Source organism: Promicromonospora umidemergens (genome assembly GCF_024171995.1).
Classification (GTDB): domain Bacteria; phylum Actinomycetota; class Actinomycetes; order Actinomycetales; family Cellulomonadaceae; genus Promicromonospora; species Promicromonospora umidemergens.
Map to the genome: position 1 here is coordinate 231,180 of NZ_JAMTCT010000002.1, position 21,191 is coordinate 252,370.

General features: G+C 72.1%; 22 protein-coding genes. 3 read left to right on the forward strand and 19 right to left on the reverse strand.

Annotated elements, in window-relative coordinates; genetic code table 11:
* Positions 1-48 precede the first annotated feature (48 nt).
* Positions 49-531, forward strand: a complete 483-nt coding sequence (locus APR04_RS04570; protein WP_253868217.1) for a hypothetical protein — start codon at positions 49-51, stop codon at positions 529-531.
* Between the two features lie 54 nt (positions 532-585).
* On the opposite strand, the gene APR04_RS04575 is transcribed toward APR04_RS04570, so the two are convergent.
* Together APR04_RS04575 and APR04_RS04580 are read right to left on the reverse strand one after the other, a co-directional pair.
* Entirely contained in the window at positions 586-2,355 is a 1,770-nt protein-coding gene (locus APR04_RS04575; RefSeq protein ID WP_253868218.1) for a thiamine pyrophosphate-requiring protein, read from the reverse strand.
* 144 nt (positions 2,356-2,499) lie between these two features.
* A complete protein-coding gene (locus APR04_RS04580; RefSeq protein WP_253868219.1) occupies positions 2,500-3,792 on the reverse strand; it encodes a glycosyltransferase in 1,293 nt (430 codons plus the stop codon).
* Between the two features lie 158 nt (positions 3,793-3,950).
* Between APR04_RS04580 and APR04_RS04585 the strand changes: the two genes are divergently transcribed.
* Entirely contained in the window at positions 3,951-4,583 is a 633-nt protein-coding gene (locus tag APR04_RS04585; RefSeq protein WP_253868220.1) for a TetR/AcrR family transcriptional regulator, read from the forward strand.
* A gap of 111 nt (positions 4,584-4,694) precedes the next feature.
* Positions 4,695-5,294 carry an NADPH-dependent FMN reductase gene (locus APR04_RS04590; protein ID WP_253868221.1) on the forward strand — a complete coding sequence of 200 codons (600 nt, stop codon included), beginning with the start codon at positions 4,695-4,697 and terminating at the stop codon, positions 5,292-5,294.
* 63 nt (positions 5,295-5,357) lie between these two features.
* On the opposite strand, the gene APR04_RS04595 is transcribed toward APR04_RS04590, so the two are convergent.
* The 17 genes from APR04_RS04595 to APR04_RS04675 all read right to left on the reverse strand — a co-directional run bounded on the left by APR04_RS04595 (position 5,358) and on the right by APR04_RS04675 (position 21,191).
* A complete protein-coding gene (locus tag APR04_RS04595) occupies positions 5,358-6,023 on the reverse strand; it encodes a PAS and ANTAR domain-containing protein (RefSeq protein WP_253868222.1) in 666 nt (221 codons plus the stop codon).
* Positions 6,024-6,146: 123 nt separating this feature from the next.
* Entirely contained in the window at positions 6,147-6,656 is a 510-nt protein-coding gene (locus APR04_RS04600) for a DUF2231 domain-containing protein (protein WP_253868223.1), read from the reverse strand.
* 119 nt (positions 6,657-6,775) lie between these two features.
* On the reverse strand, positions 6,776-7,186 hold the full coding sequence (gene pcaC / locus APR04_RS04605; RefSeq protein ID WP_253868224.1) for a 4-carboxymuconolactone decarboxylase: 411 nt from the start codon (positions 7,184-7,186) through the stop codon (positions 6,776-6,778).
* The gene (locus APR04_RS04610) at positions 7,183-8,016 is read right to left on the reverse strand and encodes an alpha/beta fold hydrolase (protein WP_253868225.1); all 834 of its coding nucleotides are present in this window, start codon (positions 8,014-8,016) and stop codon (positions 7,183-7,185) included. The genes pcaC and APR04_RS04610 overlap by 4 nt, the downstream gene beginning before the upstream one ends.
* A complete protein-coding gene (locus APR04_RS04615) occupies positions 8,013-9,302 on the reverse strand; it encodes a lyase family protein (protein WP_253868226.1) in 1,290 nt (429 codons plus the stop codon). Before APR04_RS04615 ends, APR04_RS04610 begins: the two co-directional genes overlap by 4 nt.
* A complete protein-coding gene (gene pcaG / locus APR04_RS04620; RefSeq protein WP_253868227.1) occupies positions 9,295-9,984 on the reverse strand; it encodes a protocatechuate 3,4-dioxygenase subunit alpha in 690 nt (229 codons plus the stop codon). The genes APR04_RS04615 and pcaG overlap by 8 nt, the downstream gene beginning before the upstream one ends.
* Positions 9,977-10,768 (reverse strand): protocatechuate 3,4-dioxygenase subunit beta, encoded by a 792-nt coding sequence (gene pcaH, locus APR04_RS04625; protein WP_253868228.1) that lies wholly within the window; start codon positions 10,766-10,768, stop codon positions 9,977-9,979. The genes pcaG and pcaH overlap by 8 nt, the downstream gene beginning before the upstream one ends.
* Positions 10,769-10,827: 59 nt before the next feature.
* Positions 10,828-12,039 (reverse strand): 4-hydroxybenzoate 3-monooxygenase, encoded by a 1,212-nt coding sequence (locus APR04_RS04630; RefSeq protein WP_253868229.1) that lies wholly within the window; start codon positions 12,037-12,039, stop codon positions 10,828-10,830.
* Positions 12,036-12,713: a 3-oxoacid CoA-transferase subunit B gene (locus APR04_RS04635; protein ID WP_253868230.1), complete on the reverse strand. Its 678-nt coding sequence runs from the start codon at positions 12,711-12,713 to the stop codon at positions 12,036-12,038. Before APR04_RS04635 ends, APR04_RS04630 begins: the two co-directional genes overlap by 4 nt.
* On the reverse strand, positions 12,710-13,456 hold the full coding sequence (locus APR04_RS04640; RefSeq protein WP_253868231.1) for a 3-oxoacid CoA-transferase subunit A: 747 nt from the start codon (positions 13,454-13,456) through the stop codon (positions 12,710-12,712). Before APR04_RS04640 ends, APR04_RS04635 begins: the two co-directional genes overlap by 4 nt.
* Entirely contained in the window at positions 13,453-14,691 is a 1,239-nt protein-coding gene (locus APR04_RS04645; RefSeq protein WP_253868232.1) for a thiolase family protein, read from the reverse strand. The genes APR04_RS04640 and APR04_RS04645 overlap by 4 nt, the downstream gene beginning before the upstream one ends.
* A gap of 91 nt (positions 14,692-14,782) precedes the next feature.
* Positions 14,783-15,574, reverse strand: coding sequence for an IclR family transcriptional regulator domain-containing protein (locus APR04_RS04650; protein ID WP_253868233.1), 792 nt, complete (start codon positions 15,572-15,574; stop codon positions 14,783-14,785).
* A complete protein-coding gene (locus APR04_RS04655) occupies positions 15,571-16,440 on the reverse strand; it encodes an ABC transporter ATP-binding protein (RefSeq protein WP_253868234.1) in 870 nt (289 codons plus the stop codon). Before APR04_RS04655 ends, APR04_RS04650 begins: the two co-directional genes overlap by 4 nt.
* On the reverse strand, positions 16,440-17,300 hold the full coding sequence (locus tag APR04_RS04660) for an ABC transporter permease (RefSeq protein ID WP_253868235.1): 861 nt from the start codon (positions 17,298-17,300) through the stop codon (positions 16,440-16,442). Before APR04_RS04660 ends, APR04_RS04655 begins: the two co-directional genes overlap by 1 nt.
* Positions 17,297-18,136, reverse strand: a complete 840-nt coding sequence (locus APR04_RS04665) for an ABC transporter permease (RefSeq protein WP_253868236.1) — start codon at positions 18,134-18,136, stop codon at positions 17,297-17,299. The genes APR04_RS04660 and APR04_RS04665 overlap by 4 nt, the downstream gene beginning before the upstream one ends.
* On the reverse strand, positions 18,133-19,095 hold the full coding sequence (locus APR04_RS04670; RefSeq protein ID WP_253868500.1) for an ABC transporter substrate-binding protein: 963 nt from the start codon (positions 19,093-19,095) through the stop codon (positions 18,133-18,135). Before APR04_RS04670 ends, APR04_RS04665 begins: the two co-directional genes overlap by 4 nt.
* A 218-nt stretch (positions 19,096-19,313) precedes the next feature.
* Positions 19,314-21,191 (reverse strand): bifunctional sugar phosphate isomerase/epimerase/4-hydroxyphenylpyruvate dioxygenase family protein, encoded by a 1,878-nt coding sequence (locus tag APR04_RS04675; RefSeq protein WP_253868237.1) that lies wholly within the window; start codon positions 21,189-21,191, stop codon positions 19,314-19,316.

Here is a 21,191-nt window from a genome sequence, read left to right on the forward strand (position 1 = left end):
CTGTTGATCGGCGTGGCAGCGGGACTCCTGATGGATGGTGAACTGCTGATGGATGGCGAAGCAGAGCGGGTCGAAACCAGGGATGCCGAGGCCGACATGCCCCGAGCGCTGAACGTCGACCTGCCCGCAGGCTACGAACCAAGTCCGGAGGCGGAGGTCGTGGTCGAGGCGTGGCCGAACCAGGAGACCGAGCTCGCGCTCGAGGCGGGAGAAGGGTTCACCCTGCACAAGGTTGCCGCTCGGACAGAAGTCCGCGACGGGCTCGTGTCGATCTGGATCGACGGGGCGGCGATACCGTCCCAGTTCGTGGGCGAGTCGGGGACGGTGGACTTCCGCGTCCAGGTCATCGATCTGGCGGCCGCCTTCACGGGGATGGCGCAGGTGACGGTCCGCTATGTTGACTCCGGCGGGGACGGGTCCTGGATCGACGCGAACTCCGAGGAGAGCACCGCGCCCCAGTCCGCTCGTGACGTGACAGAAGTGCCCACCGTCACCTTGGTGGACTCGACGATCGATGACACAGAATTCTGACCGCCGATCTCGGTACCAGTCCTTCTCCTGAACGCTCCTCCGCTCTCTGTCGGTTCACTGCTCACCGTCCCGCTGTTCGCGCAGCAGGCCACGTGCCTGCTCGCCGCCCGGTTCCTGCTCGAGGGCCTGCAGCGTCTGCCGCAGCTTCTCTTCCGGCTGGCGCGGCGGGAGAAGCGGGACGTCGGGATCCACGACGGCCTCCACGACGACGGGCCGGTCCGCGGACAGCGCCTCGGTCCACGCCTGACGAACCTGTCCCGGCTCCTCGACGCGCAGGCCCTTCAGCCCGAGCAGCTCCGCGTAGGCGGCGTAGGGGAACGGTGGCACGGTCTGCGACGTCGGGAACCGCGGGTCGCCCTCCATCTCGCGCTGCTCCCAGCTGACCTCGGCCAGGTCACCGTTGTTCAGGACCAGGACGACGAACCGGGGATCCGCCCAGCGCCTCCAGCGGTCGGCGACCGTGATGAGCTCGGACAGACCGTTCATCTGCATCGCGCCGTCTCCCGCGAGGGCCACGACCGGGCGGTCGGGGTGGAGCAGCTTCGCGGCGATCCCGTACGGCATGGCCGAGCCCATCGAGGCGAGGGTGCTCGACAGGTGCGCCGGCGCGCCGGACGGCAGCCGGAGGAAGCGTGCGTACCAGTACGTCACCGACCCGACGTCCACGGCCACCTGCACGTCGGGTGGTAGGTGCGCGGACAGCTCGCTGACCACGAGCTGCGGGTTGAGCCGGGCCGGCCGCTGCGCGATCCGCTGCCCCGCCAGCTCGCGCCAGGCGGTGACGGAGCTCTCGACCTCGGGCCGCCAGCCGGGCTGTGTGGATAGCAGCGGCACGAGGGCGTTGAGCGTGCTCGCCGCGTCCCCCACGAGGGCGACCTCGACGGGGAACTTCGTGCCGATGTTGCGCGCCGCCACGTCCACCTGCACGGCCCTGGCCTGGCCGGGCGCGGGGTAGAACTCGGTCCACGGGTCGTTGCTGCCGACGATGAGGAGGGTGTCGCACCCCGCCATGAGGTCCGCCGACGCCGTCGTGCCGAGGTGCCCCATGACGCCGCAGTGGTAAGGGAGCGACTCGTCGAGCAGAGGCTTGCCGAGCAGCGACGTCGTGATGCCGGCGCCGAGGCGCTCGGCGATCTCGCGGAGCGGTCCCTCGGCACCCGCCGCCCCCTGCCCGGCCAGGATCGCGACCCGCCGGCCGGCCCCGAGGAGATCCGCCGCCAGCTCCAGCCTGGCCACGTCGGGAATCGTCCGGGGCTGTGCGTAGGCCGTCGAGGACACCACGAACCCGTGCTCCTGCCGCCCTGGCTCGGGCGCCTCGGCCTGCTGGACGTCGTGCGGGACGATCACGCAGACCGGGCTCGACGTGGCCAGAGCGGTGCGGAACGCGTTGTCCAGGACGTGCGGCAGCTGCTGCGGAGACGACACCACCTGCAGATACTGCGCACAGACGTCCTTGAAGAGCGTGTGCAGGTCGACCTCCTGCTGGTAGCCGGACCCGAGAGCGCTGCTCACCACCTGCCCGACGATCGCCACCACGGGCCGACGGTCCAGCTTCGCGTCATAGAGCCCGTTGAGCAGGTGGACGGCGCCGGGGCCTTGCGTCGCCAGGCACACCCCCACCCCTCCCCCGTACTTGGCGTGACCGGTCGCCATGAACGCCGCCATCTCCTCGTGGCGGGCGGTGACCAGCTCGATGCGGTCCTGCTGGCGGCGCAAGGCCGCAAGGATCGGGTCGACGCCGTCGCCCGCATAGCCGAAGATTCGCCTGACGTCCCAGTCGACCAGCCGGCTGACGATGCCGTCGGCCACAAGTGTGGAGCTCATCTGACTCTCCTGAACGTTCGTCCGCCCTCGGACGGCCGGCACCTACGCCGGCGTTGGCTCCACCGGATGCGCCGTCCTCCTCATGGTGGACGCGACGTGCGACGGTCGCCACGCGGTGCGCCCGGACCCTGCTCCCACCGGAGGTCATCGACGGACCTCGGCCGCGCGCTCGATGAGGGCGACCGCCCGCTCGAGGCCCCGCTCGCGGGCGACGCGGTCTCTCAGCTCCGACGCGGCGGCCACAGCGGCCGGGGCGCACGCCTCGGCGATCCGCGCGGCCAGCACGGGTCCGGTGAGCCTGCGCTGCGCCAGGGGCTCGGGGGCGACGCCGCGTGCGTGGGCCACGTGTCCCCAGAAGGGCTGGTCGGCCACGAACGGGCACACCACCTGGGGCCGCCCGGCCGCGAACGCGGTACCGGTGGTGCCGGCTCCGCCGTGGTGCACGATCGCGGCCATCCGCGGGAACAGCCGCTGATAGTCCACGTCGCCCACCACGAGCAGCTCCACGCCGTGCTCGGCGGCCGTGGCGCGTGCTGTCTCCGCGTCGAGCCCGCCCCACGCGGTGGCCAGCACAAGCCGGTGGCGGGTCAGGGCCGCGGCCTCGACCACCGCTCGGGTGCTGGTCTGCGGGGCCTGTCCCGACATCGAGCCGAACCCGGCGAACAGCGGAGCAGGCCCGTCGGCCAGGAACCGTTCGACGTCGTCCGAGAGCTCGGGCTCGGGCGGAAGGAACCAGTACCCGGTGACCTCAGCTCCCGCGGGCCAGTCCTTGGGCTGAGGTAGCACCGCGGGGCTGTAGGCGTGCAGGACCGGGGCCGGGCCGCCGTCGGGCCGCACCGTCGGGTCGTGCCGGCCTGGCCTGGACGGCAGGCCGAGCGTGTCCCTGCGCCACCGGTCGACCACCCGGCCGAACATCGACGCGGGCAGCCGCATCCCGGCGAACGTGACCCGGTTCAGCCGGCCGGGGAGCCGGAACGGCAGGGACTGCCCCGGCCAGGGGAACTCGCGCGTGGGGACGTACATCGGAAGCGGCAGACCCAGGACCGCCGGGGTCCCGAGCGCCTCGGCGACATGCTGGCCCGCGACGATCTGCCCGTTGTGGACCACGACGTCCGCCCCCGCCCCGGCGCCGTGGGCCGCTACCTGCCAGGAGTCGGCCAGGACCTGGTCGAACATCGACGGCATCTCTCGGACCTGGCGCAACCGTGCCCGGACGCCGCCGCCGAACGCCTCACCGGCGGCGGCCGGCGTGTCGAGCTGTCGCAGCGGGCCGTCGTCGACCCCCGCGAACGTCACGCCGTTGCCGGTGACGAGCTCGGCAAAGCGGTGCGGCGCACAGAGGACCGCTTCGTGGCCGGCGGCGTCCAGCGCCCGGGCCAGCGCGACGAACGGTTGCACGTCTCCGCGGGTGCCAAGGGTCATGATCAGTGCCTTCATCGGAAGAGCTCCTTCGGGATCGACGAAGTGGACGCCGACCAGGCTTCCCGGCACACCACCAATGACAGTAGGCGCCCGCACCGCACCACGTCAAAACAAATCGTCGACTATGTTTTTATAGTCGCAGCGAGAACAGTCGCAGCGAGAGGAGGCCGACCGTGCCACGAGGATTCACCACGCAGGAGCGCGACCGGATCAGCCGGGCGCTGCTCGCAGCGGGCCGGGACCTGTTCGTCAGACAGGGGCTGCGCAAGACGGCGCTGGACGAGCTGGTCGCTCCGGCCGGGATCGTGAAGAGCACCTTCTACCAGTTCTTCGACTCCAAGGAAGCGCTCTACCTGCAGCTCATGCTCGACGAGGCGGGGCAGGTCAAGGCCCAGGTCATCGACCGGGCGCTGCTGTCCACCGACGACGCGCGCGAGGGGCTGCGCCGGTTCCTGCACGCGACGCTCGAGGTGCTGGAGACGAACCCGCTGTGGCGCCGCCTGGTGACCCATCCGGAAGAGATGGCGGCGGTCGCGGCACGGCTGGAACCGGAGCGGATCGCCGCGATGGGCGACAGCAACCCGGCCACCGCGCTCGCGGCGTACGTGACCGACCGGCAACGGCACGGCGACCTGGTCGGCGACGACCCCGACGTCGTCGTAGGTGCGCTGCAGTCGGTGCTGCTCATGCCGTTCAACGCCGGTCACATCGCGGCAGGAGACGCCATCACCTACCGCAAGACCCTCGAGCTGCTCGTCGACATCGTGGCGACCGGGCTGACCACCCACGAAGGAGACCGGACCTGAACACCCACCGTCCCCGCGCCGGCGGATCGCCGGTTCGGCCATCGCGGTGCAGAGTGGATGTGACGGGCCGACGTCCCGGCCCGCGGTCGGCACACGATCAGGAGAGAGACCATGACCTACAAGATCGGCTATCTCGTCGGCAGCCTTGCCAAGGGTTCCATCAACCGCACCCTGTCCCAGGCCCTCATCACGTTGGCGCCCGACGACCTCGAGTTCACCGAGATCCCGATCGGCGACCTTCCCCTCTACAGCTGGGACTACGACGCAGACTTCCCGGCCGAGGGCAGGGCGTTCAAGCAGGCCGTCGAGGCCTCCGACGGACTGCTGTTCGTGTCCCCCGAGTACAACCGGTCGATCCCGGGAGCGCTGAAGAACGCGATCGACTGGGGCTCGCGGCCCTGGGGCCAGAACTCCTTCGCGCGCAAGCCGAGCGGCATCATCGGCGCCTCGCCGGGCGGCATCGGCACCGCCGTCATGCAGGCGTCGATGCGCAGCGTCCTGAGCTTCCTCGATGCGCCCCAGCTCAACACTCCCGAGGCGTACGTGACCTACGACGCCGACGACTTCGCTCCGGACGGCACCGTCGTGAACGAGACCACTGCTCAGTTCCTGCGCCACTACATGGGCGAGTACTGCGGGTTCGTCCAGCGGGTCCTGGCCGCGAACGCGCCCGGACACATCGGTGACCTGGACCCGGCCTCAGCCAAGTAGCCGGGCGTCCCGGTCCCGCCGCCTACCACGCCCGCGGGGCGCGGCACGGCAGGGCGGCCAGGCTCACAGAGGTTGGCTCGCCGCAGCGGTGCTCACGGGCCTCGGCGGGGTCAGGGCAGCGGCCACGTCCGCCGCAGCGCTCGCGGTGCGGGCGAGCTCGACGATGCGGCGCGCGACGTCCCGCACGGCGATGTTCGCGTGGTTGGACGTGCTGCGCAGATACTCGAACGCCTCTTCGGCGTCGATGCCGAGGGCGAAGGCGATGATGCCCTTTGCCTGTTCGATGGGTGCGCGCGTGGCAGCGGACGCACGGATGGACGCGTTGGCCGCCTCGCCCGCCCGGGCCTTGACCGCAGCGGTGACATCGATGAAGTAGCCCACCAGGGCGTGGACCTGGCGGGTGCGAGGATCCCGTCGGCCCTGCCCGACCACGGTCAGTGTCCGCTCTCGCCCGCCCGCGTCCATGATGCGGTGCACGCTGCTGAACGGCTCCCCCGTCAGCGCCGCATCCTCGAGCACACGCGAAACGTGCGCACGGTCGTCCGGGTGCTTGTGCGCAAGGACGAGCGTCGTGGTCGGTACCACCTCGCCAGGTGCGAACCCGTAGATCTGGAACGTCTCGTCCGACCACCACCACCGTTGCGTCGCCAGCTCGTACCGGTAACGCCCGACGACGTGGTTCGCCCCGAGCGCGAGGGCACGCTCGATCCCCATCGGTTCTGCGGCCATGTTCGCAGCCCTCCTCATCACGTCACACGCTGATGAGCCCCGGCCTGGCTCTCTTCGACCGTAACGTCGAAGAGCCTTTACCGATACTTCAAGCGAAAAGAGGTCCTTCGGGCCGAGCCGCTGTCACGGGGCCACCCCGGGCGCACGGCGTACCGAGATCCCGGTGGTGAGCTGTGTCGGGGCGTCCAGGTTCGCGTCGTCGTCGACCCCGACGCCGAGCCGGTCCACCAGCTCCCCTCCCAGCCACCCGGTGCCGCCCGCGATGACGAGCGAGACCAGTCCGAGGACGAGCGCCGCGGCGTCCGGGACGTTGCCACCGGTACCGGCACGCAGCAGCCAGCTCAGGGCGAACAGGACGAGCATGACGACGTTGCCACCGCCGTGCATGATCCCGATGCGCCGGGCCCGGGTGCCGCGCGGGATCGCGACGTAGTCGATCAGGCCGAAGACCGCCGCGACCACCCCCATCAAGACGCCCGCGCCGATCATGAGGTACGACGCGGAGGCGAACCGGCCGTCGTCGGTCACCAGGCCGATCAGGTCGAACACGACCGCCGTGGCAAGCAGCCCGAGCGGGAAGACGATCAGCTGCTGATGGACCGCGTGTCCAGCGGCCTTGGCCCTGCTCTCCATCTTTCACTCCTCCGACGTGGGACGCCTGCCGGTCGGCGGCGGCGTGGCTTCCTGCGCTGATGCCCGTCTCCACGCTAACCACGACTGCCGCCACTCGCTCGGACCCGACGGAGCCTCCGTCAGACCAGGCCCTCGTCGCTCAGTACCTCCTGGGCGATCCTGAACGCACGGTTGGCGCTCGGCACCGAGCAGTAGATCGCGGTCTGCAGCAGCACCTCCTTGATCTCCTCGACGCTCAGCCCGTTGCGCACGGCGGCGCGCACGTGCATCGCCAGCTCGTCCCAGTGACCGCCGGCGACCAGCGCGGTCAGGGTGATCATCGATCGGCTGCGCCGGTCCAGGCCCGGCCGGGTCCAGACCTCGCCCCACGCGTACCGGGTGATGAGGTCCTGGAACTCGGCGGTGAACGGCGTGGTGCCCGCGACGGCGCGGTCCACGTGCGCGTCACCGAGCACCTCGCGCCGCACCGCCATGCCGTCCTGGTGGCGTTCGTCATCTCCGGGTCCGGTAGCGCCGGTGCGGTCGGTCATGCCGCCGGCCTTCCCGCGATGAGGTCGCGGACCAGCGCCGCCACGGCCTGCGGCCGCTCCGCGGGCGCGAGGTGCGCCACCCCGTCCAGCACCCGCAGCCGAGCGCCGGGGACGGCGCGCGCGATCTCCTCCAGCCGCGCGGGCGGTGTCGCCTGGTCCGCCTCGCCGGCGATCGCGATCACGGGGACGCCGACCGCCCCGAGCCTGCCTCGCACGTCGTGGCCGGCCAGCGCACGGCACACCGCGGCGTAGCCGAACCGGTCGGCGGTCTGCAGGCAAGCGAGCAGGCGCAGGGCCACCTGCGGTTCGCGTTCGAGGAACCCCGGTGCGAACCAGCGGCGCGCGGCGCCCTCGACCTGGGTCGGGGTGCCCGCAGCCTGCACCAGGTCGGCCCGCGCGGTCCACGCCGACGCGTCGCCGAACGTCGTCGCGGTGCAGATCAGCGCCGCACCCAGCACCCGGCCGGGTGCGTCGAGGAGGAGCTGTTGACCGACCGCACCGCCGGCCGAGACCCCCGCGTACCAGAACGGCGCACCCGGGTCTCCCCGCCGGGCCTGCGCTCGCTCCACGATGCCGAGGACGGCGGCGGCAAGATCGCCGATGGTGAGCCCGTCGAGGTCCTCCGCCGCGGGTACGGGCGCGGAGCCGTGGCCGGGCAGGTCCCAGCCGACGACGTCCAGGTCTCCGGCGCTGCCAGCACCCAGGAGCTCGACCGCGCTCTGCCACAGTGCGGCCACCGACGTCCCCAGCGAGGGCCCGAGCACCAGCAGCGGACGTGTGGCGTCGCGCAGCACGAACTCGACGGCGCCAAGGACGGGTCGCGCGGTCATCCGTCCTCCGAGCCGACGCCACCCTCGGCAGGTGCCTCGCCGACGGCGCTCGGCCTCCCGGCGTCGGCCGGCTGTTCGGCGAGCCGGTCGAGCACCCGGTCGACGACGGCGGCCGCGGCGCCGACGTCGGGCACGCGTCCGACGTCGGGCAGCTCGTCACGCAGGTTCCGGGCCACGGCCTCTGCGTCGACCTCGAGTCCCTCCAGCAGCTCTGCCGCGGCGTGCGCCGACGCGATCGTGTGCCGGGCCAGCTGCTGGAGGGCGGGCCACTCGGCGTGCCACGCGCCGTCGGACCGCTCGTCGACCGCGAGTCCCGCCGCGCTGAGCACCTGCGCCGCCAGGTGTGGCGCCGCGATCGCGGACCGCCGGACCAGCACCGACAGCACCGGGTTGCGCTTGTGCGCCATGGCCGACGACGCCCCGCGCCCTGGCGCGACCGGTTCACGCAGCTCGCCGACACCCGGCCGGACGGCCTGCAGGACGTCGTTCGCGACCTTGCCGAGCGCCGCGCACGTCTCGGCGAGCGCCGACGCCAGCCGTACCACCGGTGTGCGGGTGACGTGCCACGGGCCCGGCCCGACCGGCAGCCCGAGCTCGTCGCCCCAGGCCTCGACGAGCGCGAACGGGTCGCAGTCGGCCACCGGGTCACCGTCGGCCATGTCGCTCACGCCCGACAGCTCGCCCGCCGCGCCGCCGTAGGCCAGGGGCAGTGTGTGGGCCGTCTCGGCCAGGAAGCCCTGTGCCGCTACGAGGCCCTGCAGCCATCCGGCGAACCGCGCCCCCAGCGTGGTCGGCACGGCCGCCTGGGCCAGGGTGCGGCCCAGCGCCGGCCGGCCGCGATGGTCGACCGCCAGGCGGGCGACGGCGGCGGCGGCCCGGTCGAGGTCGGCCCCGATGCCGTGCGCCGCCTCGCGCAGCACCAGGACGAGCGCCGTGTCGAGCACGTCCTGCGAGGTCAGCCCGGCGTGCACGGTGGGAACGAGCCGGGGTCCTGCTGCCGCACGCAGCTCGGCCACCAGGGGGATCACCGGGTTGCCACCGGCGCCGCTCGCCCGGGCCACCCGGGTGGCGAGCGCGAGCGCGTCGGCGTCCGTCCCGGCCAGGCGCTCGACGACGGCGTCGATCTCGCCGGCCACCGCGTCCTCGCCGCGGTGCCGCGCGACGACCCGCACCCATGCCGCCTCGGCGCGGAGCATCGCGCGCAGGACGGCGAGGTCGTCCGTGACCGCGGCGGGGGACCCGGGGGCGAGGTCCGCGCCTGGCGTGAGGAGGCCGACGTCAGGCACCGGCGCCGTCCCGGCCGGGACGGGCTGACCGGGCGGGCCGGGTCGGCTGGGTGGACCTGGTCGGCTGGGTGGACCTGTCGTACGTGAGGAACACGGTCTCCTCCCCCTTCGAGTCGCTCTGCAGACGGATGTCGAAGCGCAGCGACCCGTCGGGTTCGCGCGCCGTGACCAGCGTGGCCCGTCGCTCGGCGCCGAGCGAGGTGAGCAGCGGGTCCGTGCCGAGCGACCCGGGGTCGTCGGGCAGGTAGGCGCGGGTGAACAGCCGGTCCTGCAGGCCACGGGCGAACACGGTCACCGCGAAGAACCGTGCCCTTCCCGGCTCGGTGCTGCCCGGAGCCACCGTGCGGAACCAGTAGCCGCCCTCGCGGTCGGTCTCGGCGCGGCCCCAGCCGGTGAAGGTGCCGTCGCGCAGGATCGAGCCGGACCGTCCGACGACGTCGCCCGCTGCGTCGGCCTGCCAGATCTCGATCAGCGCGTCGGGGACGGGGTTGCCCGCACCGTCGCGAACGGTCCCGTGGAGGCGGACGGCGCCGGGCGTGCCGGGCTCGACGAGCTCGTTGCCGCGCGCATAGGGCAGCGCGTAGCCGAAGAAAGGTCCGACGGTCTGCCCGGGTGTCGGCGGCAGCGGGCCGTTCAGGGTGGGCTCATTCAGGGCGGGCTCATTCAGGGCGGGCTCACTCATCGCCGTCCTCCGGCTCGGTCCAGGTGCGGTGCGCTCCGGTCAGCACGATGTCCCAGCGGTAGCCGGTGGCCCACTCGTGCTCCGACAGGTCGTGGTCGTAGGTCGCGACGAGCCGGTCGCGGGCGCGGGCGTCCTGGATCGACTGGTAGATCGGGTCCAGGGCGAAGAGCGGGTCCCCCGGGAAGTACATCTGTGTGACGATGCGCTGGGTGATCTCGCGTCCGAAGAGCGAGAAGTGGATGTGTGCGGGGCGCCAGGCGTTGAAGTGGTTCTTCCACGGGTAAGGGCCGGGCTTGATCGTCCGGAGCTGGTACCAGCCGTCGTCGTCGGTCAGCATCCGCCCCACACCGGTGAAGTGCGGGTCGACCGGTGCCGGGTGCTGGTCGCGCTTGTGGAGGTACCGGCCGGCGGCGTTGGCCTGCCAGACCTCGACGAGCTGGCGACGCACCGGCCGCCCCTCCCCGTCGACGACGCGGCCGCGCACCACCAGCCGCTCGCCGATCGGCTCGCCGCCCGGCTGGACCGTCAGGTCCGCCTCCAGCGCGCCGACGTCCCGCTCGCCGAACACGGGGGCGAACAGCTCGATGGTCTCCGGGTCGGCGTGGTGCAGGTCCTTGGTCGGGTGCCGCAGGAGCGAGCTGCGGTAGGGCGGCCAGTCGCGGCGTGGGCCGAGCTCCTCCGGGAGGCCCTGCTCCAGGCCCTCCTCGTACGCCCGGTGCCCTGCCTCGATCTCGGCGCTGAGCTGCGCCTGCGACTCGGCGGCCAGGTCCGGTGCAGCGTCCATCGTCGTCTCCCTCGTGGCATCCCTGTCGACGGCGGCTCCGCCGTCCCGCCCGACCGCGTTCACGGCGCCGCCCCGCCGAGCACGGGACCCCACCCCGTGTACCCCTCGGCGAGGAAGCGTCTGCCGGCCTCCGAGGCGGTGAGGGTACGCAGCTCGGCGACCCGGCGTCGGGCCGCGAAGCCGGTCTCCCCCGGGTGGGAGTGCAGCATGCTGCTCATCCACGCGGAGAAGTGCTGGGCACGCCACACCCGCTCGGACACCCGGTGCCCGTACTCGTCGAGCACTGCGTCGTCACGCCTGGCGAACCAGCTCTCCAGGACGTCGTGCAGCACGACGACGTCGGCGAGCGCCAGGTTCAGGCCCTTGGCTCCCGTGGGTGGCACCGAGTGCGCGGCGTCGCCTGCCAGGAGCATCCGGCCGTGCCGTACGGGTTCGACGACGGACGACCGGAAGCGGAGCACCGAGCGTTCCGCGACGGGGCCCTCGGTCAGCCGGAACCCGTCGGGCCCGGCGACCCGGCGCTGCAGCTCCGCCCAGATCTGCTCGACGCTCCACCCGCTCGGGTCCTCGTCGGGGTCGCACTGGAAGTACATCCTCTGGTGGGTGTCGGTGCGCTGGCTGATCAGGGCGAACCCGTGCTCCGACGTCGTGTAGACGAGCTCTGGCGCGCTGCGCGCCGCCTCGACGATGACGCCGAACCAGGCGTAGGGGTACTCGTGGGCGAACGTGCGGCGCTGCGCCTCGGGCAGGGTGTGCCGCAGGGTGGAGTGCGAACCGTCGGCCCCCACCAGGACGTCGCAGCGCAGCTCGTGCTCGGTTCCCTGTGGATCGGTCCAGAGCACGCCCGGCCGGTCGGTGTCGCAGCCCCGCACCTGCGTGACCGTTGCGCCCCAGCGGACGTCTCCGCCGTCGGCGTCGCGCCTGGTGGCCAGGTCGATGAAGACGTCGGTCTGCGGGTAGAGCCACACGCTGCGGCCGGTGAGGCCCGCGAGGTCGATGTGGTGGTCGGTGCCGTCGAACCTCAGCACTATGCCGTCGTGTCGGTCACCGTCGCGCAGCACGCGGTCCAGGCCGTTCTCGACCAGGACCTGCACCGCGCCGGCCTCGAGGATGCCCGCGCGGTGCGTGTGCTCGATCTCGTCGCGCGAGCGCGCCTCCAGCACCACGTGCTCGATTCCGGAGCGGTGCAGCAGGTGCGAGAGCAGCAGCCCGGCGGGGCCGCCGCCGACGATCCCGACGGGCGTGCGTTCGGGGGCGGGTGATGCGGTCAACGGGTCCTCCCCGGTGCCGGGCCGAGGGTCAGGTCGAGCAGCGCCTCGAGCTCGCGGTGCGTCGTGCCGAAGGTCTCGACGACGTGCGCGCCGTCGGGTCCCACGTCGAAGACAGCGAGGTCGGTATAGACCCGGGACACACAACCGACACCGGTCAGCGGCAACGTGCACCGCTCGACGAGCTTCGGTGCGCCGTCCTTCGTCAGCAGACTCATCATCACCACGGTCCGCCGTGCCCCGGTCGCGAGGTCCATCGCACCGCCGACGGCGGGGACGGCGTCGGGCGCTCCCGTGGACCAGTTCGCGAGGTCACCGGACACCGAGACCTGGAACGCACCCAGCACGCAGACGTCGATATGGCCGCCGCGCATCATCGCGAACGAGTCGGCCTGATGGAAGTACGACGCCCCCGGCAGCTCCGTCACGGGGGCCTTCCCCGCGTTGACGAGGTCAGGGTCCACCGCTCCAGGTTCCGGGGACGGGCCCATGCCGAGCATCCCGTTCTCGGTGTGCAGCATGATCCCGGAGGCGGTGGCCAGGTGGTCCGCGACCAGCGTCGGCAGACCGATGCCCAGGTTGACGTATGACCCGGGATCGATGTCGGCAGCTACCCGGGCGGCGAGCTGCGCCCTGGTGAGCGGTGACCGCCGTGCGGCGGTGTCCAGGGCGCTCATACCAACCCCTCTGTTCCAGCTGCGACGGCTCCGACCGTGCTCGTTCCCGCCGTGCTCGTGACCTCCGTGCTCGTGACCTCCGTGAGCTCGACGACGGCGTCCACGTAGATGCCCGGCGTCACCACGGCCTCCGGGTCGAGGGCCCCGACCGGGACGACGTCGCGCACCTGCGCGACCGAGCGCCGCGCGGCGGCCGCCATGATCGGACCGAAGTTGCGTGCCGTCTTGCGATACACGAGATTGCCCACACCGTCCGCTCGGTCAGCCCGCACCAACGCGACGTCCGCGTGGATCGCATACTCCAGCACCTGGTCGACGCCCTCGATCCGCCGATGCTCCTTCCCTTCGGCGAGCGGCGTGCCGAAGCCGGTCGGTGTGAAGAACGCGCCGATCCCCGCGCCCGCCGCACGGATCCGCTCGGCCAGGCTGCCCTGCGGCACCAGCTCCAGCTCGACCGCGCCGGACCGGTAGGCCGCGTCAAAATGCCAGGAGTCGACCTGCCGCGGGAACGAGCACACCATCTTCGCCACGCGTCCGTGCTGGATCAGCCGGGCCAGCGGGTCCTCCCCGTTGCCCGCGTTGTTGCTCACCACGACCAGCCCGGAGGCACCCTGCTCCAGCAACGCCACCACGAGCTCGGCCGGCTGCCCCGCCGGCCCGAACCCGCCGATCATCACCGTCGCACCGTCCGCGACGTCCCCGAGCGCATCGAGCGCGCTCGACGCGAAGACCGTCGCGCTCACGCGGTCCCACCGTTCGTCACGTTCTCCAGCACCACAGCCATACCCTGCCCCACGCCGATACAGATCGCCGCGACGCCCCACCGGCCGCCCTCTTCCACGAGCCGCCGGGCCAGCGTGCCCAGCACGCGCGTCCCCGACGCCCCCAGCGGGTGCCCGAGGGCGATGGCCCCACCCCAGGCGTTGACGATGTCCAGGTCGATCCCCCAGGCGTCCGTGCACGCAAGGGTCTGCGCGGCGAAGGCCTCGTTGATCTCGACAGCAGCGACGTCGTCCCACGTGATCCCCGAGCGGGCCAGCGCACGCTCGGCCGCCTCGACCGGTGCGTACCCGAAATACTGCGGCTCGTTCGCGACCGCCGCCCGCCCGGCGATGCGCGCCAGCGGATCGAGACCGGCCAGACCGGCCGCCCGCTCCGACCCGACCAGCGCCGCCGAGGCGCCGTCCGAGAGCGGCGAGGCACTGCCCGCCGTGACGGTACCGCCGCCCGGACCGTTGCCCAGAGGCCGGAACGACGGCGTCAGCGCCGCCAGCTGTTCGAGTGTGGTGCCCGGTCGGATCGGCTCGTCCCGGGCCAGTCCCGTGCCGGACCCAGCGCCAGGACCGGTACGCGGGTAAGGCGTCACCAGGTCGTCGTAGTGCCCAGCTTCCCAAGCAGCGTTGGCAAGCGTGTGGCTGCGCAGCGCATACTCATCCTGCCGCTCCCGCGTGACCCCGTACCTCTCCCGCAACCGCTCGGTCGCCTCCCCGAGCGAGACCGTCCACTCCGCGCGCATCCGCGGGTTGACCAAACGCCAGCCCAGAGTGGTCGAAGCGAGATTCAGGTCACCCGCAGGGAACAGGCGGTCCATCTTGGGCAACACCCACGGCGCACGGCTCATCGACTCCACACCACCCGCTACGACGACGTCCGCGTCACCCGACTCGACAGCACGGGCAGCCTGCACCGCCGCCTCCAGCGACGACCCGCACAACCGGTTCACCGTGGTACCCGGCACGGACACCGGCAGGCCCGCGAGCAACACCGCCATCCGCGCCACGTCCCGGTTCTCCTCCCCCGCACCGTTGGCATTGCCCAGGATCACATCGCCCACGACCGCGGGATCCAGAGCCGGCGCACGACGCACCTGCTCACCGACCACGAACGCCGCCAAGTCGTCCGGCCGCACGTGGGCGAGCGCACCGCCGAACCGCCCGAACGGCGTCCGAACGGCATCGAAGACAAAGGCCCCTTGCATCAGATCACTCCCCTGCTGTCGTCGTCCTGCTGTCGTCTCGCATCGGGACGGCTCCGCCGTCACCTGGCTGCTGTCACCTGGCTGCTTTCACCTAGCGCATGCGGGCCAGGTCGGACTCGATGGCCGCGGCGGCCTTGAGCAGCGGGGGAAGGAGGTGCTCCAGGATCTCGGTGATCGCCCCGCGCCGTACCGGCGCGGAGACGTTCACGGCCGCGACGACACGCCCCGTACCGTCTCGCAGCGGGGCCGCGACCGACCTCAGGCCCTCCTCGAGCTCCTGGTCCACCACGGCCCAGCCCTGGCCGCGAACCTGCCCGAGCACGGTCCGCAGGTCCCGTGGCCTGGTGATCGTCCGCGACGTCAGTGCGGTCAGCGTGGTCGAGGCAAGGTAGGCGTCCACCGCGGCCGGTTGGGCGTGGGCGAGGAGCACCCGGCCCATCGACGTCGCGTGGGCCGGGAACCGCGTACCCACGCGGATCGCGGCGCTCATGATCCGGTGCGTGGCGACGCGGGCCACGTAGACGATGTCCGCGCCGTCGAGCACCGCCACCGAGGACGACTCTCCCACCTCCTCGGAGAGCTCGTGCAGGTGCGGCAGCGCGATCTCGGGCAGCGTGAGGCTCGACAGATAGGCGTAGCCGAGGTCCAGGAGCGCCGGCCGTAGCGTGAACTCCCGCCCGTCGGTCGCCACGTAGCCGAGCTCGACCAGGGTGTGCAGGAACCTGCGCGCGGAGGCCCGGCTCAGCCCCGTCTCACGAGCCACGTCGCTCAGGGTGAGTGACCGCCGTTCCTTGTCGAACGCCCGGATCACCGCCAGTCCCCGCTCCAGCGACTGCACGAACTCGGGCGAACGAGCCCCCGGGTCGTGATCAGGCCCCGTCATGTCGCCGCTCCCGGATGAGTGAGGTGTGCGTCGGCCAGGCTCCGGACGCCCGCCTTGGCCTGCTGGACGAGCTCGTAGACGTGGGTGCGCAGACGGGCGAACTCCGCGTGGCCACGCGTCTCGAGCTGGTCGCGCTCGGCACCGAGACCGACCACCACGTCCTCGAGCACCACCGTGGGCCGGGCCGACAGCACGAGCACCCGCTCGCCGAGGTAGATCGCCTCGTCGATGTCGTGCGTCACGAACACGACGGTGATGCCCAGCCGCTTCCACAGCGTGCGCACGAGGTCCTCGAGCTCGAACCGCGTCTGCGCGTCGACCGCCGCGAACGGCTCGTCCATGAGCAGCACCTGCGGCTCGTAGGCCGCGGCCCGCGCGATCGCCACCCGCTGCTGCATGCCGCCGGAGAGCTGCCACGGGTAGGACCCGGTGACGTCACCGAGGCCGACCGCCGCGAGCGTCTCGCCCACCAGCTCGGCGCGGCGTGCCTTCCCGACGCCCTTCTCCTTGAGGGGCAGCTCGACGTTCTCGGCGACGGTCAGCCAGGGGAACAGCGAGCGGCCGTACTCCTGGAGCACGACGGCCATGCCCTGCGGGGGGCCCGTGATCGCGGACCCACCGAGCACGAGCTCGCCGGACGTCGCGGGCATGAGGCCCGCCACGCAGCGCAGCAAGGTCGTCTTGCCTGCGCCCGAGGGACCCACGACGCAGACCAGCTCGCCCGGGCGGATCTCGAAGGTCAGGTCGGCGATCGCCTCGACGGGCTCCCCTCGGCCGGTGTAGACCTTGCGCAGGTTGCGCACGACGAGGCGCGCACCTCCGGAGGGACCTGCAGCTGTGCTCGCGGGGCTGGTCGTGCTGGACATCAGACACCTCCGTGCTGGGACTGCCGGTACCCGAGGTACCAGCCGAGGGCCGCGTCCGTCACGGCCCGGAACGCGAGGGACAGCAGCACGCCGACGACACCGAGCAGGATGACCCCGCTCCACATCTCCGGGATGGCGAAGCTGCGCTGGAACTGCACGATCGAGAAGCCCAGCCCGTCCTTGGCCGCGAACATCTCGCTGATCACCATCAGGATGATGCCGATCGACAGAGCCTGCCGGGCGCCGGTCACGATCTGCGGGCTCGCCCCCCGCAGCATGAGGTGCCGCACCGTGGCGACCCGGCCCAGCCGGTAGGCACGCGCCGTGTCCCGCAGCACCGGGTCAAGGCCGCGCACGCCCTCGACCGTGTTCAGCAGGATCGGCCACAGGCAGCCGGTGGCGATCACGACGATCTTCATCGACGTCCCGATCCCGAGGAACAGCATCAGGATCGGCACCAGCACCGGCGGCGGGATCGCACGGAAGAACTCGAGCACCGGTTCCGCGTAGGCCCGGAACGCCCGTGAGGACCCGATCGCCACACCGAGGACCACGCCCACCACGAGCGCGACGGCGTAGCCGGCGAGCAGCCGCAGCACGCTCGGCACGACGTCCTGGACGAACCTGCTCTGGTCGAACGGCGTCGAGAACCACGTGTCGCCGAACGTGCCGACGATCACGCTGAGCGGCGGGTTGAAGTACGACGTGCTCCCGGCGCTCAGCACCCACCACACCGCGACGACGACCGCGGGCAGCCCGACGGCCAGGAGCACCTGCCGGAGCACTCTGCCCGCGGTGGTCCGGACGGCTGTGCCGGTGCCGGTGCCGGTCCCTGTGCGGGTCCGTGCGGCGCCGGTCATGCGGCTCGCTCCCCTCGGACGGACGGGTGCCAGAACAGGACCCGGCTCTCCAGCCCGCGGGCGACGGCGTTCACCACTACCCCGAGCAGCCCGGCGACCACGACGTACGCGTACATCGAGGCGACCGCACCCGAGGACTGCGCCACGCCGAGCAGCTTGCCGATGCCGGGCGTACCGATGAGCAGCTCACCGGTCACGGTCAGGATCAGGGCGACGCTCGCCGCCAGCCGCAGCCCGGTCATCGCGTACGGCGCCGTCGTCGGCCACACCAGGGTCCGGATCCGGGTCAGCGGCGAGAAGCGGTACGAGCGCGCCGTGTCCGAGGCCACCGGGTCGACGTCCGCCGCTCCCGACAGCACCTGCACCAGGACCTGCCAGAAGCTCGCATAGATCACCAGCAGCAGGGTCGACGCCATTCCCGTGCCGTACAGCAGGATGGCCACGGGGATCAGCGCCACCGACGGCACGGGGCGCAGGAACTCGACGGTCGACGCCGTCACCGCCCGCAGCAGCGGCACCGACCCGATGATCATGCCGAGCACGACGCCGGCGACCACCGAGATCGCGAGCCCGGTGAACCACGTGGTCAGCGTCTGCCCCAGGGCTACCCAGAACTCGCCGGTGCCCAGCCGGTCGGCCAGGGCGCCGAGGATCTGCGACGTCGGCGGCAGGAACCGCGCGTCCACGATCCCCAGCCGCGGCGCGAGCTCGACGACCACGAGCAGGGTCGCGACCCCGGCCGCACCCAGGCCCCAGGCGGGCAGCCGCCGGCCGGCCACCCGGCCCGGCTCACGGCTCGCTGCCCGGCTCGCTGTCCGGCTCGCTGCGCTGCTCACGGCAGGAGCTTGTTCACGTCGACGGGCTCGTCGAACGTGCCGTACTCGACGCCGAGGTCGGCCAGCACCTGGAACGAGGACGCCTCCAGCTCCGGCCCGAAGCGCGGCATCACCATCGCCTCCTTCACGGCCGGGTCGATCTCGGTGTAGGTGTCCAGGACCGCGCGGGTCTCGTCCGGGTGCTCCTCCGCGTAGGTCAGGGACTCCTCCATCGCGGCCGTGAACGCCTCGACGGTCCCTGGGTCCTGCGCGATCTGCTGCTCGGTCGTGAAGTACGCGGCGATCAGCAGGTCAGGGTCGGTCTCGGCGAAGTTCGACGTCACCATCTCCGCACCCTGCTCGAGCGCCGTCGTGAGGTGCGGCTCCACGATCCATGCGGCGTCGACCTGCTCGCCGGCCACGGCCGCGGGCATGTCGGGGAACCCCATCTCGACGAACTCCACCCCGTCCGGGTCGCCGCCCGCGTCCGAGACGACCTTGCGCACCGTGGTGTCGCCGATGTTGTCGAGGGTGTTGACCGCGACGGTCCTGCCGACCAGGTCGGCCGCGTCCTCGATGTCGGAGCCGCCCGGCACGACCACGGCGCTGAAGTCCTCGCCGGCCTTGCCCGTGGTGAAGTTCCCCGGTGCGACGGCCTTGAGCGGCAGGCCCTTGGAGGACGCGACAAGGAGTGAGGTCACGTTGCTGAAGCCGAACTGGTAGTCCTCGCTGACCACCGCCGGGACGATGGCGGCGCCACCCTGGGCGAGCTCGAGCGTGACGTCGAGCCCTTCCTCCTCGAAGAAGCCCTCCTGGACGCCGAGGTAGATCGGGGCGACGTCGACGATCGGGATGACGCCGACCTTGACGGGGGTGAGCCCGCCGTCGGCCGCGCCCTCCCCCGTCCCTGTCTCGGAGGGGCCGCCGCAAGCGGCCAGAAGCAAGGTCGCAGCCGTGGCTGCCACCGCGAGAGGGAACATGCGTCGCACGGGGTTCTCCTTTGAACGTGGTGCTGGCGTGGCGATGAGGTTCGGTGCACCCGGTGCGGCGACTGTGACGCATCCGTGCGGCATCCGAACGACTGTGCTCACAGAGCACACTTCCAGGACGAGTCGGCGAGGTCAACACTCTCTGAGGTCACGATCCGGTCGACGAGCTCATCGGCAGATGAGAACCTCGGACGCGGGGACGCCGCGGGCTACCAGCCCGATGGCCGTGCCCCTCCCCTGTCCAGCCGGTCCTGGGCGGCCAGCAGGACCGGGGTGTTGTCACCCGCGTAGACGTCGTACCCGCCGGTCCGCTGGACCACCTCGAAGCAGACGCGGCCGACGCGCGGCGTGTAGAAGTGCCAGAACTCGCCGGCCGCGGAGCGGTCGTACATCAACTGGTGCTCCCGCAGGAGGGACAGCGTTGCCTCGTCCAGCCCGAACCGGGCGCGCAGGTCGTCGTAGTAGTTGTCCGGCACGGGCACCGGCCGCAGTCCCCGGTCCCGCGCCCGCCGGGCGACCTCGACGACGTCGGTGCAGGCCAGCGCGATGTGCTCTGGGTGGGACACGCCGACGGGCGCCACGTTCAGCGAGACCCGGACCGCGCCGCTGGCCGAGCGCATGACCTGGCTGCGGACCAGCCCCTGCGGCCCGGCGGCCTCGGTCACCGACGGCTTCTCCAGCCCCAGCACGCTGGTGTAGAAGAGCACCGCCTCGTCGTGGGCGTCCCAGCCGTGGGAGACGTTCAGGTGGTCGATGCCGGTGATCTCCCCGCCACCGCCGGGCCGGCCGCGATCGAACTCCGCGGCCCAGGCAGGCTCCTGCCCGCCAGGGGTCTCGGTGCGCCGGTCGTTGAGGAACACCTCGAGCCCGCTCGGCGCGACGAACCCCGCCAGGTCGAGCTCACCGGCCTGGGTCCGGCGTGGCGCAGGCCGGACCGCCAGGGCGCGGGCCCGGTCGCTCGCCTCCGAGGCGTCGGCCACGCCGAAGCCGATGCCGGCCAGGTGCGGTTCCTGCTCCCGCGCGTGCTGCTCGTTGAGGACTATCCGAGCGTCACCGGACGACCACAGCCGGACCGGCTTGGTGCGGTGCTGGCCGCGGAACGCGAGGCCGAGCTGATCGAGCAGCACCTCGACGTCGCTCGTGTCCTCGGCCTTGATCTCGACGTAGTCGTAGCCGGTGGGCACGTCGACGTCGGCGATCCGCTCGAGCCCCGATCCGTGCGTGCTCCCGGCGGCGCTCCCTGCCGCGTGCCGGACGGCGCCGTCGTCGGCCAGGAGCCGTGCCGCACGGTCCTCGAGCCACACCAGCGAGCGCAGCGCGTGCTGGGCGGTCCGAAAGGTGTCGGTCTGCCGGAAGACGTCGTTGAAGACCTCGAGCGACAGCGGGCCGGTGTAGCCGGCGCGGGCCAGGTGGGTCACGAACCGGCCGAGGTCCCACACGCCCTCACCCGGGAACAGCCGGTGATGGCGGCTCCAGGAGAGCACGTCCATGGTGAGCCCGGGCGCGTCGGCGAGCTGGACGAAGAAGATCTTGTCGCCGGGGATGTCTTCGATCGCGGCAGGGTCGTGCCCGCGGGAGAGGATGTGGAAGCTGTCCAGGCACACCCCGACGGCTTCGTGGTCCGCCAGCTCCGCAATCCGCCAGGAGCGGCGGTAGTCGTCCAAGTACCGGCCCCACGCCAGCGCCTCGAAGGCGACCCGGACGCCGTAGGACGCCGCGAGGTCACCCAGCCTCCGCAGCTGCTCGGCCGAGACCTGGTCGGAGTCGACGGTCGCGGTGGCCACGTTGCTGCAGACCAGCACGGTGTCGACGCCGAGCCGCCGCATGGTCTCGAACCGCTCGCGCGCGCGGCGCAGGTTCTCCTCGAGCAGCTCCGGTGTGACGCCCTCGAAGTCCCGGAACGGCTGGTAGAGGTCGAGGCTCAGGCCGAGCCGGTCCGCGAGCGCACGGATCTCCTCGGGGCTGCGGTCGCTCACCACGAGGTCCTGCTCGAAGATCTCGACGCCGTCGAACCCGGCGTCGGCGCACGCGTACAGCTTGTCCTCCAGGCTGCCGCTGAGGCACACGGTCGCGATCGACCTGCGCAT

Coding starts and splice junctions, on each gene's coding strand:
- APR04_RS04570 (WP_253868217.1), top strand. CDS start 49: ATGGATGGCGAAGCAGAGCGGGTCGAAACCAGGGATGCCGAGGCCGAC.
- APR04_RS04575 (WP_253868218.1), bottom strand. CDS start 2,355: ATGAGCTCCACACTTGTGGCCGACGGCATCGTCAGCCGGCTGGTCGAC.
- APR04_RS04580 (WP_253868219.1), bottom strand. CDS start 3,792: ATGAAGGCACTGATCATGACCCTTGGCACCCGCGGAGACGTGCAACCG.
- APR04_RS04590 (WP_253868221.1), top strand. CDS start 4,695: ATGACCTACAAGATCGGCTATCTCGTCGGCAGCCTTGCCAAGGGTTCC.
- APR04_RS04595 (WP_253868222.1), bottom strand. CDS start 6,023: ATGGCCGCAGAACCGATGGGGATCGAGCGTGCCCTCGCGCTCGGGGCG.
- APR04_RS04600 (WP_253868223.1), bottom strand. CDS start 6,656: ATGGAGAGCAGGGCCAAGGCCGCTGGACACGCGGTCCATCAGCAGCTG.
- pcaC (WP_253868224.1), bottom strand. CDS start 7,186: ATGACCGACCGCACCGGCGCTACCGGACCCGGAGATGACGAACGCCAC.
- APR04_RS04610 (WP_253868225.1), bottom strand. CDS start 8,016: ATGACCGCGCGACCCGTCCTTGGCGCCGTCGAGTTCGTGCTGCGCGAC.
- pcaG (WP_253868227.1), bottom strand. CDS start 9,984: ATGAGTGAGCCCGCCCTGAATGAGCCCGCCCTGAATGAGCCCACCCTG.
- pcaH (WP_253868228.1), bottom strand. CDS start 10,768: ATGGACGCTGCACCGGACCTGGCCGCCGAGTCGCAGGCGCAGCTCAGC.
- APR04_RS04635 (WP_253868230.1), bottom strand. CDS start 12,713: ATGAGCGCCCTGGACACCGCCGCACGGCGGTCACCGCTCACCAGGGCG.
- APR04_RS04645 (WP_253868232.1), bottom strand. CDS start 14,691: ATGCAAGGGGCCTTTGTCTTCGATGCCGTTCGGACGCCGTTCGGGCGG.
- APR04_RS04650 (WP_253868233.1), bottom strand. CDS start 15,574: ATGACGGGGCCTGATCACGACCCGGGGGCTCGTTCGCCCGAGTTCGTG.
- APR04_RS04655 (WP_253868234.1), bottom strand. CDS start 16,440: ATGTCCAGCACGACCAGCCCCGCGAGCACAGCTGCAGGTCCCTCCGGA.
- APR04_RS04660 (WP_253868235.1), bottom strand. CDS start 17,300: ATGACCGGCGCCGCACGGACCCGCACAGGGACCGGCACCGGCACCGGC.
- APR04_RS04670 (WP_253868500.1), bottom strand. CDS start 19,095: ATGTTCCCTCTCGCGGTGGCAGCCACGGCTGCGACCTTGCTTCTGGCC.
- APR04_RS04675 (WP_253868237.1), bottom strand. CDS start 21,191: ATGCGCAGGTCGATCGCGACCGTGTGCCTCAGCGGCAGCCTGGAGGAC.